Genomic DNA, 14,756 nt, shown 5'->3' with positions numbered 1-14,756 from the left:
NCCGGCCGCTGTACCTGGGCTCGCTGAAGTCCAACATCGGCCACGCCCAGGCCGCGGCCGGGGTCTGCGGGATCATCAAGATGGTCCAGGCGCTGCGGCACGAGGTGCTGCCGCGCACCCTGCACGTCCGCGAGCCCTCGCCGCACGTCGACTGGTCGGCCGGCGACGTCGAGCTGCTCACCGAGAACGTCGCCTGGCGGCGCCGTGAGGGCCGCCCGCGCCGGGCCGGCGTGTCCGCGTTCGGGGTGAGCGGCACCAACGCCCACGTCATCCTCGAGGAGCCCCCGGCCGAGCCGCGCCCGCCCGCGCCGCGCAGCGGCTGCGCCGACCGGCCCCGCACCACCACCCCACCCGCACCCACCACCCCGCCCGCACCCGTCACGCCGCCCGCCGCTGCCATCCCACCCACCACCGAACCCACCACTCCACCTGCCACTCCGACCGCCACCCCTCCCGCCGCCGCGGTGCCGGTGGCGTCCGGGGCGCCGGTCGCCGTCAGCGGCGCGGCGGTGCCGATCGTGCTGTCCGGTCGGACGCCGGCGGCGCTGCGCGCCCAGGCCGAGCGGCTTGCCGCGTACCTGGACCGCCGTCCGGGCCTCGACCCCGTCGACGTCGCCCACACCCTCGCCGGCCGGTCCCGCTTCGAGCACCGGGCGGTGGCGCTGGCCGGCCCGCGTCGAGGCGGCGACGGCGGCCGACGTCTCGCCGGTGCGCTGTCCGCGCTCGCGGCGGGCCGACCGGCGGCCGGGCTCGTTCTCGGCACGCGCCCCGCCACCCCGCCGGGCCGCACCGCCATGCTGTTCACCGGGCAGGGCAGCCAGCGCAACGGCATGGGCCGCGACCTCTACGACGCCTTCCCCGCGTTCGCCGACGACCTCGACGAGATCTGCGACCGGTTCGCCGACCACCTCGCCCGGCCGCTGCGGGAGGTGATGTTCGCCGCCCCCGGCACGCCCGACGCCGCCCTGCTCCACCGCACCGAGTACACCCAGCCGGCGCTGTTCGCCTTCGGTACGGCGCTGTACCGACTGGTCACCTCCTGGGGGGTGACCCCGGCACTGCTCGCCGGGCACTCGATCGGCGAGCTGACCGCCGCCCACGTCGCGGGCGTGTGGTCCCTGGACGACGCGGTGACGCTGGTCGCCGCCCGCGGCCGGCTCATGCAGTCCTGCCGTCCCGGCGGCGCGATGATCGCGATCCGGGCGGGTGCCGGCGAGGTCGCCGCGTCGCTGGCCGGCCAGGAGGGGCGGGTGGAGATCGCCGCCGTCAACGGTCCCGAGGCGACGGTCATCGCCGGGGACGCCGACGCCGCCGAGCGGATCGCCGCGGCCTGGGCGGCCCGCGGCCACGCGACGAGGCGCCTCGCGGTCAGCCACGCCTTCCACTCCCCGCACATGGCGGGCATGCTCGACGAGTTCCGGGTCATCGCCGGGCAGGTCACCCACCACGCACCGGCGATTCCGATCGTGTCCACCCGCACCGGCGAGCCCGCCGGCGACGAGCTGTGCACCCCCGACTACTGGGCCGGTCACGCGCGTGGCGCGGTGCGCTTCCTCGACGCCGCCCGCCGCCTGCACGCCGAGGGCGCCGGCGCCTTCGTCGAGCTCGGCCCCGACGCGGTCCTCACCGCGCTGCTGCCCGGCTGCCTGCCGGCGGACGCCGCGGCGCCGATCGCGGTCGCGACGACCCGCGCCGGGCGGCCGGAGGCCGACACGCTGCTCACCGCCCTCGCCGGCCTTGACACGCACGGCGTCGACGTCGACTGGCGGGCCGTGATCGGCCGGGCCGGCACCGTGATCGACCTGCCCACCTACCCCTTCCAACGCCGGCGCTACTGGTTGGCGGGCACCGGCGCCGCCATCCCCGCCCCCCGTCAGGCCGACGGCACCCCGACCCCCGCCCCGCAAGGCGCCGCTGCCCCGCAAGGCGCCGCCGCCCGGCAAGCCGCCGACGCGCAGGCCGCCGACACGCTGCGCCTGGCGTGGACGGGCCGGCCCAGGGCCGCCGGACTCGGCGAGCCGGCGCAGCCCGCAACCGGGGCCGCCGGTGATCCCGGCACCTGGCGGTACCGCACCGTCTGGCAGCCGATGGCCGACGCCGACCTCACCGCGGCCATCGCCGCGCAGGCCGCCACCACCGGACCGTTGAGCGGCCGGTGGCCCGTGCTCATCCCGCCGGACGGGGTGGACGACGCGCTGCTCGCCCGCGTCACCTGGATGATCGAGCGTCTCGGTGGCACGCCGCTGCCGATCCCGCTCGCCCGGGCCGACCGGTCCGCGGTTGCCGCGCGCCTGGCCGAGGCGATCCGCCGCGACACGGGGTTCGGCGACACCGGATTCGGCGAGGCGGCGCCCGCAGGGGCCGTGCCCAGGGCCGACCGTGTCGGCGTCGACCGTGTCGGCATCGATCGAGTCGGCATCGATCGAGTCGGCATCGATCGAGTCGGCATCGATCGAGTCGGCGGCGTCGTGTCCCTGCTCGCCCTCGACGGCACCCCCCACCCGGACCACCCGCATCTCACCACCGGCCTCGCCCTCACCGTCACCGGCGTCCAGGCGCTGGGCGACCTGGGGGTCGGCGCGCCGCTGTGGGCCGTCACCCGCGGTGCGGTCACGACGGGCGCCGAGGATCCCGTCACCCAGCCGGAGCAGGCGATGGTCTGGGGTCTGGGCCGTACCCTCGCGCTGGAGATGCCGCAGGTCTGGGGCGGCCTCATCGACCTGCCGACCAGCCTCGACGACCAGACCCTGCTGTGGTTCGGCACCGCGTTGACCGCCCCCGGCGGCGAGGACCAGTTCGCCCCCCGCCCGCAGGGCCTGCGGGTACCCCGCCTGCTGCGCATCCCCGCATCGGACCCCGCCTCGACGGCGGCCCTGACGCCGGGGGAGGCGACCTGGCGGCCGGACGGGACCGTACTGATCACCGGCGGCACCGGCGCGCTCGGCGCGCACACCGCCCGCCGCCTGGCCCGCGACGGGGCCCGCCGTGTCGTCCTCGCCAGCCGGCGCGGTCCCGACAGCCCCGGCGCCCGGGAACTGCTCGGCGAGCTGGCGGCGCTGGGCACGCACGCCACGATCGACGCCTGCGACGTGGCCGACCCCGGCCGGCTCGCCGGGCTGCTGCGCGAGCTGGCCGACGCCGGCGAACCGGTCACCGCCGTCGTGCACGCCGCGGGCACCGCCGGCCCGACCACGCCGCTGGCCCAGCTCACTCTGGCCGAGTTCGCGGGCGTGGTCGCCGGCAAGGTCGCCGGCGCCGGCACGCTCGACCGCCTGCTCGACGGCCCGGACGGGGCGAAGGTGGCGGCGTTCGTGCTGTTCTCGTCGATCTCGGGGGTCTGGGGCAGCGGTAACCAGGCCGCCTACAGTGCCGGCAACGCCTACCTCGACGCCCTCGCCGCCCGCCGTCGCGCCGAGGGCCGACCGGCCACCGCGGTGGCCTTCGGCCCCTGGGCCGATGCCGGTCTCGGCGCCGAGCCGGCGCTGCGCGACTACCTGACCCGCCGCGGCCTGCGCCCGCTGGCCCCCGAACCGGCCGTCACCGCGCTCACCCAGGCCGTCGCCGCGGGCGAAACGGCGCTGACCGTCGTCGACGTCGCCTGGGAGACGTTCCTGCCGTCCATCACCGCGGCCCGGCCCAGCCGCTTCTTCGAGGAGCTGCCCGTCGCCGCCCTGCCCGTCGCCGCCCTGCCCGTCGCCGCGCTGCCCGTCGCCGCGCTGCCCGCGGGACGGCTCGGGCAGTCGGCGACACCGGCCCAGGCGGGGCAGGCCCAGGCGGGGCAGGCCGCCCCGACCGTGCTCGACCTGCGCCCGCCGCGGCGCGCCCAGGTGCTGGTGGAGCTGGTCCATGCCGAGGCCGCGGCCATCCTCGGCCACGACACCCCCGACGAGCTCGACCCGACCCGCCGCTTCCTCGAACTCGGCTTCGACTCCCTCGCCTCCGTCGAGCTCAGCCGCCGCCTGGCCACGGCGACCGGCCTGACGCTCGCCACCCAGGTGGTGTTCGAGCATCCGACGGTCACCGAACTCGCCGCCCACCTGGACACCCTCGCCGCCCAGGTGTCCGCCGCCCAGGTGTCCGCCGCCCAGGTGTCCGCCGCCCAGGTGTCCGCCGCCCAGGTGTCCGCCGCCCAGGTGTCCGCCGCCCGGGTGTCCGCCGCCCGGGTGTCCGCCGCTGGTCCGATGTCCGCCGCCGCGCGCCTGGCCGGCGCCTCCGGCGTCGCCGCGTCGGCGGGCACGGGCNCGACGGGTGGTGCGGTCGAGGTCGGGGTGCGTGGGCTGTACCGCCAGGCCTGCGCGCAGGGCAAGTTCGCCGCCGGCGTCGGCGTGCTGCGCGCCGCCGCCCGGCTGCGCCCGGTGTTCGACTCGGCCGCCGAGTTCGGCCCGCCCGCCAGACCGGTGCGCCTGGCCACCGGCCCGGCACCCGTCGCGCTGGTGTGCCTGCCGTCGATGGTGGCCCCGTCCGGGCCCCACAACTTCGCCCGGATCGCCCTGCACCTGCACGGTCTGCGCGACGTCTTCGCCCTGCCGCACCCGGGATTCGGCGACGGCGAGCTGCTGCCGGCGAACGCGGAGCTCGTCGTCGAGATGCACGCCGACACCGTCGCGCGCGCCTTCCCCGTCACACCCGTCGTCCTCGCCGGGTACTCCTCCGGCGGCTGGCTGGCGCACGCCATCGCCTCCGCGCTGGAGGACCGGGGGGTGCACCCCGCGGCGGTGGCGCTGCTTGACACGTGGCTGCCCACCGACCGCATCCCGGAGGAGGACATCCACGAGGAGCTGCGCGGCATCGCCGTCAACGACCAGGCGTTCGCCCTGATGACCGAGGCGCAGATCACCGCGCAGGGTGCCTACCTCGACCTGTTCGAGCACTGGCGGCCGCGCGCCGTCGCCGCCCCGGTCATGCTCCTGCGCGCGGCCGAGCGGATGCCCCGGGGCACCGTCGCCGAGGACATCACCGGGCACGGCCAGGCGTGGACGACCGACTGGTCGATGGATCACGACTCCTTCGACGTGGCCGGCGACCACCAGTCGATGATGAACGAGCACGCCGCGTCGACCGCCCGGGACCTGCACCGCTGGCTGGAGCGGCTGGAAGGGGCGAGGTAGCCGCGCGCCCGCAGGTCGGCAGGTCGGCAGGTCGGCAGGTCAGCAGGGTCGGCAGGTCCACTGACCGGGTGTGCGGTGCGGTGCGGGGACGGCCCTGTCCCCGCACCGCACCGCCGCCGCGCCGTGGCGCGGCAGCTCTCAGGTCGCCGAGTGCGGGGCCGGCTGGACGGCGGCGATCGACTGCCCGGCGGCGACGGCCCGGGCGAGGACGCCGATGTCCGCCTGGTCGGTGAACAGCCCGTCGACGCCGGCCCTGAGGTAGGCGACCTGCTCGTCGATGGCCCGGCCGAAGTCGTTCGGCGAGGTGCCGCGGCGGTAGTCCGCCGGCAGGAACGTGTTCTCCGCCCGGAACGTGTACGGGTGCAGGACGAGCCCGGCGGCGTGCGCGTCGGCGACCAGCGAGGTCGGCCGCCCCAGCGTTCCGTCGGCGGCCTTGGGGATGACCTGCAGCTTGTCGGGGCCGATGCCGGTGGCGTAGGCGGCGATGCCCCGCAGGCCGGCCGGCGTCACGAGGTCGGCGTAGGTCCGCTTGTCCCCGGCGTTGACGAGGTCGAACGGCGCCCCCTCGGCCGACAGCAGCTGCACCACCGGCGTGCGCAGCCCCAGCGTGCGCAGCTGGGCGAGGTTCGCCGTCTCGAAGGACTGGACGAACACCGCCGCATCCCGCCGGTTCAGGCCGTAGCGGTTCAGCGTGTCGACGAGGCGCTGTTCCAGGGGCAGCCCGGCCTTGGTGAAGTAGGTTGGGTGCTTGGTCTCCGGGTAGACGCCGATTTCCCGGCCGAGCTCCTTCGACAGCCGGACCCGCAGGTCGAGGACCTCGGTGAAGGTCGGGATCTCGAACAGCCCGTCGTAGAGGGTGTTCTCCTGGCGCACGTCGGGCAGCCGCTCCTTGGCGCGCAGCGTCTTGAGCTCGGCCAGGGTGAAGTCCTCGGTGAACCAGCCGGTGGTCGCGACGCCGTCGAGGGACACCGTCTTCTTCCGGCCGGCGAACTCGGGGTGGTCGGCGACGTTCGTCGTCCCGCCGATCTCCGGTTCGTGCCGGCAGACGAGGACGCCGTCCTTCGTGGGCACCAGGTCGGGCTCCACGAAGTCCGCGCCCAGGCGGGCGGCCAGCTCGTAGGAGGCCAGCGTGTGCTCGGGGCGGTAGCCGGAGGCGCCGCGGTGCCCGATGACCAGCGTCGAACGGCGGCGCTCGGCACCGGCGGCGGGCGCACCGGCGGGGGGTGCACCGGCGGCGAGCGCGGGCCCGGCCGCCGCCACCGAGGCGACGAGCGGAGCGGCGGCGAGAGGTGTGGCGACGATTCCCGCAAGCACCCGGCGGCGGTCCACGGATCCTCCAGCGTGCCCGGATGGCGACCCTCGCCCCTGGCGGCGCCCACCCAGCGAAGCGAGCACAGATTTCGGCGCGGAGGATCGGGCCTTGCCCGCCGGGGTCGCCCAGCCGTCGAGTTGGTGAACACCCCCACGGAACATCGACGGGAAAAGTGGCTCCGGCGATTCGATATTCCAATGGCCACGGCGGATCCGGCGCCGTCGTGGTTAGCGTTGGGCCCGTCCTGGAGCAAATGCCCCGATGCTCCGACGGGATGCGTCGAGCAGCGACGTGACCAGGAGGGAGACCGCGCATGGCGAGTGTCGATCCTGCTGTCCGCGCCGCCGGAGCCCGCNCCGCCGGAGCCCGCGCCGTGGCGTCGGAGCCGCGCCGCAAGACGGTCAGCAATTCCTTTCTGCACCGCCTCCAGCGCCGTCACTTCCTGATGTTCGACGTGCTCCCGATCGCCGGTACCGCGGCCGCCGTCGCCTTTCTGTGGGTGCAGCCGCTCGGCGTCACCGAAATCGCGTTGCTGTTCACCTTCTGGCTGGTGACCGGACTGGGCATCAGCGTCGGATATCATCGGTTGTTCACTCATCGCACCTTCAAGTCCGCGCCGTCGGCGGCGGCGGTTCTCGCGGTCTGCGGCTCCATGGCCGGGCAGGGTGGCGTCGTGTCCTGGGTCGCGCTGCACCGTCGGCACCACGAGTGCAGCGACCGCGAGGGCGATCCGCATTCGCCGAACCTCGCCGGCGGCGGGCTACGGGGGCGGCTGCGCGGACTGGCGCACTCGCACTTCCTGTGGATGCGCCGGCACGAATATCCCAATGTCGCGCACTATGCCCCGGACCTGATCCGCAACCGGCCGCTGATGCGCGTCGCCCGCCGCTACCACCTGTGGGTCGTGCTGGGCCTGCTGCTGCCGGCCCTCGTCGGCGGCCTGGCCCACCGCAGCTGGGAAGGCGCCGTCAGCGGCCTGCTCTGGGGTGGCCTCGTGCGCATGTTCGTGCTGGAACACACGATCTGGGCGATCAACTCGTTCCTGCACATGTTCGGTACGCGGCCGTACGAGTCCCGGGAGAACAGCCGCAACGGCGGGATCTTCGCCCTGCTGACCTTCGGGGAATCCTGGCACAACAACCATCACGCCTTCCCCGACTCGCCGTCGTTCGGGCTCACCTGGTACCGGCTCGACCCCGGCTACTGGCTGATCCGGATCCTGGCGGCCGGCGGGCTCGCCCGGGACATCCGGTTGCCGTCCGGGCAGCGCAGGGCGGCCCAGCGGACGGGGCGCCGCGAGGCCGCCGGCCTCGACCCCGCTACCTGACCTACGGACTCCGGGGCCTGGCCCGCGGATTCCCGGACCTGGCCCGCGGATTCCCGGAGCTGACCGCCGATCTCCGGATCTGACACACGCCAGACCTGACGTACGGAGGAGGAGACAGTGGACGCCGCCGCTCGGGAGGGCATCGCCCAGTGGTGTCGGGATCATGTCGCGGACATCCTGGAGCAGCCGGTGTCCGAGATCGACCTCGACGCTGACTTCGACCGCCTCGGGGTGGATTCGGCCGTCGCGGTCTCGCTGCTGATCGCGGTCGAGGACCACTACGGCGTCGACGTANCCCCCGAGTCGCTGTTCGAGAACCCGACGCTCAACGCGCTCGCGGCCCACCTGTACGACCAGGGCGCCCGGGAGCCGGTGGCCAGCCCGGACCTGGCCCAGCGGTGACGGCGCCCGCCGACGCTGACCGGGCGGCGGGGGCGGCGGCGGCCGTCCGCCATCATTACGACGTCGGCGACGAGTTCTACCGCCTTTGGCTGGACAGCTCGCTGACCTACTCCTGTGCGATGTGGGAGCCGGTCGGCGGGGAGACCCTCGACGGCGGCGGGGACGCCCTGGCGGTCGCCCAGGAACGCAAGCTGCGCTTCCACCTCGACGCGGTGGGGGCCGACCGGGCCCGGGCGGTCCTCGACGTCGGCTGTGGCTGGGGGTCGGTGCTGGCCCGGCTGGCGGTGCGGCACGGGGTGCCGCGGTCGGTCGGCCTCACGCTCAGCGAGCGGCAGGCGGCCCATGTCCGGTCGCAGGCCCTTCCCGGCGTCGAGGTCCGCCTCGAGAACTGGATGGACTACACCCCGCAGGGCCGCTTCGACGGCATCATCTCGATCGGCGCGTTCGAGCACTTCGCCACGCCGGCGGACCCGCCGGCCGAGAAGATCCGCATCTACCGCGAGTTCTTCACCCGCTGTCACCGCTGGCTGACGCCGGACGGCGTGCTGTCCCTGCAGACGATCGCCTACGCGAGCATGCGCCGCGAGCAGGCCAACGGGTTCATCCAGCGGGAGATCTTCCCCGACGCCGACCTGCCCACCCTCGCCGAGATCACCGCCGCCGCCGAGGGGATCTTCGAGGTCCGGGCGCTGCACAACGGTCGGTTCGACTACGCCCGCACCTGCGAGGAATGGGCCCGCCGGCTGCGGGCCCGCCGCGACGAGGCGGTGGCGCTCGTCGGGCCGGAGGTCGTCGCCCGCTACGAGCGTTACCTGCGGTTGTCTGCGGTCGGCTTCCGGATGCGCCGGATCTGCCTGCTGCGCCTGGTGCTCGTCCCCTACCGCGGCACCGACGTAGACGGCCCCGGCGGTCCGGCCCGATGACGCACCGCCCGGCCGCGTCAACGACACCGGCCGCGTCCACGGCACNGGCCGTGCCAACGCCATCGGCCGTGCGAACGCCATCGACCGTGCCAACGCCATCGACCGCGTCCACGGCATCGGCGGCGCCTACGGCACCTGCCGCGGCGCGGTTCAACCCGTTCAGCGCTGCGTTCCGCGCCGACCCCTACCCGGTCTACCGGGAGCTGCGCCGGACGTCGCCGGTCCTGCGGACGATGGGCATGTGGGTGCTGACCCGCCACGCCGACGTCCGCGCCGTGCTGCACGACCGCACCTTCAGCGCCGGGCTGATCCCACGGCTGGTCAGCCGAGCCGCTGGCGGCGACGCCCTCGGCTCCGTCGCTGCCGGCGACGCCCTCGGCTCCGTCGCTGCCGGCAACTCGGGCAGGTCCGGCAACGCCGAGCGGATGGTCCAGCTGGCACACACCTCGCTCGTCTTCACCGACAACCCGCAGCACGCTCGGCTGCGCGCCCTGGTCAACCGGGTGTTCACCACCGCCGAGGTCACCCGGCTGCGGCCCCGGATCGCCGCGATCGCCCGCGGCCTGCTCGACCGGGCGCTGTCCGACTGCGGCGGTCTGGACGCGGTCACCGACCTCGCCGGGCCCCTGCCGATCGCCGTCCTCAGCGAGTGGATGGCGCTGCCGGACGATGTGCGTGGCGAGGTCGGTCGGTGGACGCACGACGTCCGGTTCCTGCTCGAACCCGGCCTGATGGCGCCCGGCGAGGTCGACCGCGTCGGCGAGGTCGTCGCGACCTTCGCCGACGCCATGGCCGGCGTCATCGCCGCCCGCCGCGCCCGGCCCGGCGACGACCTGGTCAGCCGGCTGCTCGCCGCGCGCACCGGCGGCGGGGACCGGCTCACCGACACCGAACTCGGCTTCCTGTGCATCATGTGCTTCGTTGCCGGCGTCGAGACGACAACGGCCCTCATCGGCAACGGGCTGCTCGCGCTGCTGCACCATCCCGACACCGCGGCGCTGCTGCACCGGCGGCCGGAGCTGGTCGCTGCCGCCGTCGAGGAGGCGCTGCGCTACGACAGCCCCCTGCAGCTCACCAAGCGCCTCGCCACCCGCGACGTCGAGCTCGGCGGCAGCCGGATTCGTGCCGGCGAGCAGGTGCTGCTCTGCCTCGGCGCGGCCAACCGGGACCCGGCGGTGTTCGACCGGCCGGACACCTTCGACATCACCCGCCCGGCGGGGGGCCACCTCGCCTTCGGCCACGGGATGCACGGCTGCCTCGGCGGCATGCTCGCCAGGGCTCAGGCCGAGATCGTCTTCGGCTGCCTCACCGGCCGCGCCGAACGCCTCGCGCCCGCGGTCGACCGGCACGGTGACGCCGGCGGGCGGGACCTTCCCCGCCAGGAGCACAGCCTCATCGTCCGCGGGCTGACCAGCCTGCCCGTCGCGCTGGCGGGGGCCTGGTGACGGGCGGGCCTGCGGCGGGGACGCGAACCGATCACGACGTGGCGGGCGCCCTGCTGCCGGACGTGCTGCGCCGACGCGCCGCCGGCGACCCGGACGGGCGGGCGTTCATCCTGCTCGACGAGCACGGCGACGAGCGGGCCGCGCTGACCTACCGGGAGCTGTACACCCGGGCGCTGGCGATCGCCGACCGGCTGGGCCGCCGCTGCGGGCCGGGGGAGCGGGCGCTGCTGGTCTTCCCGCAGGGCCTGGAGTTCATCGTTGCCTACTTCGGCTGCCTGTACGCCCGCGTCATCGCCGTGCCGGTCAACCCGCCGCGCCGCGGCGCGGTCCAGGACGCCACCCGCGCGATCGTGNGGGACTGCGCGCCCACCGCCGTCCTGTCCACCGGCCCGATGATCGACGTGGTCCGGGTGCCGCTGGAGGCCGTCACCGGCCCGCTGGCGTGGATCGCGGTGGACGAGACCGCCCCCGAGCCGACCCTGGAGCCGACCGACGCTGCGCCGGACTGGTCGGGCGAGCCGGACACGGTCGCGTTCCTTCAGTACACCTCCGGGTCCACGGCCGACCCGAAGGGCGTGATGGTCACCCATCGCAACCTGGCGGCGAACCAGGAGATGATCCGGCTCGCCTTCGGCCACGACCGGCACTCGACGTTCGTCGGCTGGGCGCCGCTGTTCCACGACCAGGGCCTCATCGGCAACGTGCTGCAACCGCTGTACCTCGGCGCGACCGGCGTGCTGCTGGACCCGGGGGCGTTCATCCGCCGCCCACTGCTGTGGCTCGCGGCGATCTCCCGCTACCGCGCCCACACCAGCGGCGGTCCGAACTTCGCCTTCGACGTCTGCGCGGCCGCGGCGGCCGGCGGCGGCGTGCCCGACCTGGACCTGAGCTGCTGGCGGGTCGCGTTCAACGGCGCCGAACCGATCCGCGCCGACACGCTGCGCCGCTTCGCCGACGCCTTCGCCCCGGTCGGATTCGACCCGCGCGCGCTCTACCCCTGCTACGGCCTGGCCGAGGCGACGCTGCTGGTCACCGGCAGCCGCAAGGGCCGCGGCCCCCGCACCCTCGACGCGGACGCCGACGGGCTCGGCGCGGGCCGTTACACCCCGACCCCACCCGGCCGCGGCCGGCCCCTCGTCGGCTCCGGCCTTGCCCCCGCCGCCTTCGAGGGCGCCACGGCGCAGGCCGAGGGCGCCATGGCGCTCGGGCCGTGGGTCGCAGCCGAGGTGCGGATCGTCGATCCGGAGACCGGGCGCGGCGCTCCGCCCGACCGGATCGGGGAGATCTGGGTCGCCGGCGACCACGTGGCGGCCGGCTACTGGCAGCGCCCGGCGGCCACCGCCGACACCTTTCAGGCCCGCTGCGCCGACGCGCCCGGCCGCTCCTATCTGCGCACCGGCGACCTCGGCCTGATCGTCGACGGCGAGCTGTACGTCGTGGGTCGGCACAAGGACATGCTGGTCCTGCGCGGCCGCAACCACTACCCGCAGGACCTCGAACAGACCGCCGCGGCGGCGCACCCCGCGCTGCGGCCCGGCGGGTGCGCCGCCTTCGCGGTCCCGGGCCCGGGCGGGGAACGCCCCGTCGTCGTCCAGGAGGTGCGCGGCGAACCCGGCACGGACGCCGACCCCGCGGACGTCGCCGGGTCGATCCGCGCCGCGGTGGTGCGCCAACACGACCTCACGCTGGCGGACCTGGTGCTCGTCCGCCCGGGCACACTGCCCAAGACCAGCAGCGGCAAGATCATGCGAGCCGCCGCCCGCCGCCGCTACCTGGCTGGCGACCTCGCACCGNGGGCGGCTTCGCCCCCTGCCGCGCCGGCGTCGTCCCCGGCCGGCTGAGACGCCCGCGGTGGCGGTGCGCCCGGCCAACCCCGACTACGTCCGGTTCGTGACCGAGACGGTTCTCAGCATGCCCGCTGCAGCCCGGCTGGGTTTCCGGGTCGGGCGGGTGACACCCGGCGAGGTCGAACTCCTCCAGCCCTGGCGCCATGAGCTCACCCAGCATGACGGCCACCTGCAGGCTGGCGTCCTCGCCTCGCTGGCGGACCTCGCCGCCGGTTGCGCCGCGGGAACCCTGCTGCCGGCCGGCTGGGTCAACATGACCGTCGACGTCACCCTGAAGATCCTCGCCCCGGCGAGCGGCGCGGCCTTCCTCGCCCACGGCCGGGTGGTCCACGCGGGCCTGACGACGACCATCGCCGCCGCCGACGTCTGGTGCGTCCCGACCACTGACGGCGCAACCGTCCTTTCCGGTGCCGAGGGCGATGAAGGGTTCGACATCGACGCCGACTCAGGGACGGGCCGATCCGGGTCCGACGATCCACTCGGCCCCCGCCGACCCGCAGAGACGATGTGCGCCACCGCGCTGATCACCTTCCGCAACATCCGCCGCCATCCGCCCCGTCCGCCGAGCCGCCGCCCCAGCTGACACGCCCTTGNGCGGGCAGGATCGCCTGGCGGAACCAGTACACCGAAGATCAGAAACCGCGGCAGATCGTCCAGCGGGCGAACCCGGCCTGACGGAGGCACTAGATATCCCCGGTCACGATTCGCTCTGCCTGACTGCGCTCCACGCAGAATTCGTTCCCTTCAATGTCGATCATGACGACCCAGCCCGTACCGTCCGGCTTGCGGAAGTCCGCGACAACCTTCGCGCCCAGGNCCAACAGCCGCTCGACTTCTTCATCTCGAGATCGGTCCTGTGGCTGAAGATCCAGNTGCAGCCGGTTCTTGACCTTCTTGCCCTCGGGTACGAGGAGGAAAAGAAGGNCTGGACCGCTGCCCTCTCCGGTGCTCACGAGTACCTCCGGAACCTCGGGCCGGTCNTCCTGGTGCAGGACCCCTCCCAGGACCTCTGCCCAAAAGGACCCGAGAGCGTAGGCATCGGCGCAGTCGAACTCGATATTGCGTATGAGCGAAGTCATGGTGTCACTATCGGCCGTAGGGGCGAGCGTTGCGTGCAATGCCCTGACTCGTAACTCGACTGGTCAACCTGGCCTTGCACCAGCGAGCACCGAAAATGGCCAAGTAGCCGCGATCCCGAAGCGTTCCGGCTGGCCAACGAGTCCATCTGGGCAGCTCGGGCGGCCATCTTTACCTGATCCAGGAGGACGGCCGCGCGGTAACCTGCGGTCCGCATGCGCCTTCCCGAGTCGGGTGACGAGGGCCGGACAGGCGGTCGGGCCGGGCCGGTTCGCGCCGCTCAGGCGGTGTTCCGTAGGTGTGGTGGGGGTTGGCTGTAGGGGTTGCGGCGGGGTCGGCGTAGTGGGTCGATGCGGTGGGGTGGGATGAGTGCGGGGCGGTGGTCGTCGGTGAAGATGATGTCCCAGCCGTCGTGGTGGACCCGGCGGTGGTGGGNGGCGCAGAGCAGGAGCAGGTTGTGCAGAGCGGTGGGTCCGCCGTCGCGCCAGTGGATCGCGTGGTGTGCTTCGCACCAGGACGGTGGCCGATCGCAGCCCGGGAACACGCATCCCTGATCGCGGATGGCCAGGGCGCGGCGCAGGTGCGCGGGAACGGTGCGGGTTGATCGTCCGACGTCGAGGGGGACACCGGCGGGGTCGAGCAGGATGCGGCTGATTTCCGCGTCGCAGCTCAGTCGGGCCAGGGCAGCGCGGGGCAGGGGAAGCCCCCAGCTGGTGGTGGCGGGGATGGTGTCGGCGGCGAGCAGGGTCTTCCAGGGGATCGTGACGGTCAGGTGGGGTCGAACTCCGCCGGATTCCGGTAGTGCGGCGGCGCCGAGGGCGCGGCTGATCAGGTCGATGAGGGCGTCGGCGCGGCGGCGGGCCGGGCTGCGGGAATCAGAGGTGCCGTCGACGGCGGGGTGGGGTGCGGCGAGGCTGTCCAACGCGGTGCGGAGCATCGCGGCGCCTTCGGCGTCGAGCTCGCCGCTGAGCAGGGTGGTGCCGGCGGGGGTGTCGGTGAGGGTCAGGCGGCGGATGTCGGCGGGATCGGGGCTTGGCCTCTCGCGGTTGTTCGTGTCCGCGCTGTCACCATCCCCGCCAGCATTGCCGGCGCCAGCATTGCCCGTGCGGCCGCTGCCGGGGTTGTTGTGTTCGCCGGTCTGGCTGTCGGCGTGGGGGTCGTCGCCGCCGGGGGAGGTGTCGACCATGGTCAGTGCTTCGCGTTGGCGGGCGGCGAGTTTCACCAGCTGGTAGGGGTCGAACGTGTGGGCGAAGGCGAGCAGGGCCAGTTCGGCTTCGCCGCGCTGTTCGGGTGTCACCCCGGCAGGCAGCGACCN

6 protein-coding genes and 11 pseudogenes are annotated in these 14,756 nt (G+C 74.5%); 10 read left to right on the top strand and 7 right to left on the bottom strand.

The window, feature by feature from the left end:
* Position 1: 1 nt before the first annotated feature.
* Both UK94_RS62480 and UK94_RS62475 read left to right on the top strand, forming a co-directional pair.
* Positions 2 to 4,241: pseudogene (locus UK94_RS62480) on the top strand (type I polyketide synthase); the annotation flags it as partial.
* A 27-nt stretch (positions 4,242 to 4,268) separates the two neighbouring features.
* The gene (locus tag UK94_RS62475; RefSeq protein WP_313949576.1) at positions 4,269 to 5,108 is read left to right on the top strand and encodes a thioesterase domain-containing protein; all 840 of its coding nucleotides are present in this window, start codon (positions 4,269 to 4,271) and stop codon (positions 5,106 to 5,108) included.
* Positions 5,109 to 5,246: 138 nt separating this feature from the next.
* On the opposite strand, the gene UK94_RS22705 is transcribed toward UK94_RS62475, so the two are convergent.
* Positions 5,247 to 6,422 (bottom strand): glycerophosphodiester phosphodiesterase, encoded by a 1,176-nt coding sequence (locus tag UK94_RS22705; RefSeq protein ID WP_235489286.1) that lies wholly within the window; start codon positions 6,420 to 6,422, stop codon positions 5,247 to 5,249.
* A 443-nt stretch (positions 6,423 to 6,865) separates the two neighbouring features.
* Here UK94_RS22705 and UK94_RS22700 point away from each other — a divergent pair, with 443 nt between their 5' ends.
* From UK94_RS22700 to UK94_RS22675, 8 genes and pseudogenes are all read left to right on the top strand, one after another.
* On the top strand, positions 6,866 to 7,747 hold the full coding sequence (locus UK94_RS22700; protein ID WP_235489349.1) for a fatty acid desaturase: 882 nt from the start codon (positions 6,866 to 6,868) through the stop codon (positions 7,745 to 7,747).
* Between the two features lie 117 nt (positions 7,748 to 7,864).
* Positions 7,865 to 8,041 (top strand): annotated as a pseudogene (locus UK94_RS62470) (acyl carrier protein); the annotation flags it as partial.
* 1 nt (position 8,042) lies between these two features.
* Positions 8,043 to 8,149, top strand: a pseudogene (locus UK94_RS62465) (acyl carrier protein); the annotation flags it as partial.
* A complete protein-coding gene (locus tag UK94_RS22690) occupies positions 8,146 to 9,072 on the top strand; it encodes a cyclopropane-fatty-acyl-phospholipid synthase family protein (protein WP_055751441.1) in 927 nt (308 codons plus the stop codon). The pseudogene UK94_RS62465 and the gene UK94_RS22690, both read left to right, overlap by 4 nt.
* 86 nt (positions 9,073 to 9,158) lie before the next feature.
* Complete coding sequence (locus UK94_RS22685) at positions 9,159 to 10,517, top strand: cytochrome P450 (protein WP_055751440.1); 1,359 nt, start codon at positions 9,159 to 9,161, stop codon at positions 10,515 to 10,517.
* A pseudogene (locus UK94_RS62460) lies at positions 10,514 to 10,870 on the top strand (AMP-binding protein); the annotation flags it as partial. The gene UK94_RS22685 and the pseudogene UK94_RS62460, both read left to right, overlap by 4 nt.
* 1 nt (position 10,871) lies before the next feature.
* A pseudogene (locus UK94_RS22680) lies at positions 10,872 to 12,310 on the top strand (fatty acyl-AMP ligase); the annotation flags it as partial.
* A 1-nt stretch (position 12,311) separates the two neighbouring features.
* On the top strand, positions 12,312 to 12,947 hold a 636-nt coding region (locus tag UK94_RS22675; protein WP_313949573.1), incomplete at its 5' end, for a PaaI family thioesterase.
* Positions 12,948 to 13,047: 100 nt separating this feature from the next.
* Here the strand turns inward: UK94_RS22675 and UK94_RS62455 are convergent.
* From UK94_RS62455 to UK94_RS62430, 6 pseudogenes are all read right to left on the bottom strand, one after another.
* Positions 13,048 to 13,180, bottom strand: a pseudogene (locus UK94_RS62455) (VOC family protein); the annotation flags it as partial.
* A 1-nt stretch (position 13,181) separates the two neighbouring features.
* Positions 13,182 to 13,236: pseudogene (locus UK94_RS62450) on the bottom strand (VOC family protein); the annotation flags it as partial.
* A gap of 1 nt (position 13,237) precedes the next feature.
* Positions 13,238 to 13,288: pseudogene (locus tag UK94_RS62445) on the bottom strand (hypothetical protein); the annotation flags it as partial.
* Position 13,289: 1 nt separating this feature from the next.
* Positions 13,290 to 13,344 (bottom strand): annotated as a pseudogene (locus UK94_RS62440) (VOC family protein); the annotation flags it as partial.
* A gap of 1 nt (position 13,345) precedes the next feature.
* Positions 13,346 to 13,443: pseudogene (locus tag UK94_RS62435) on the bottom strand (VOC family protein); the annotation flags it as partial.
* A 434-nt stretch (positions 13,444 to 13,877) separates the two neighbouring features.
* A pseudogene (locus UK94_RS62430) lies at positions 13,878 to 14,755 on the bottom strand (DUF222 domain-containing protein); the annotation flags it as partial.
* Position 14,756 lies beyond the last annotated feature (1 nt).

The organism is Frankia sp. AvcI1, from assembly GCF_001420875.1.
Lineage (GTDB): Bacteria > Actinomycetota > Actinomycetes > Frankiales > Frankiaceae > Frankia > Frankia alni.
The sequence above is the reverse complement of the archived record's forward strand: the minus strand, read 5'-3'. Positions and strand labels throughout refer to the sequence as shown.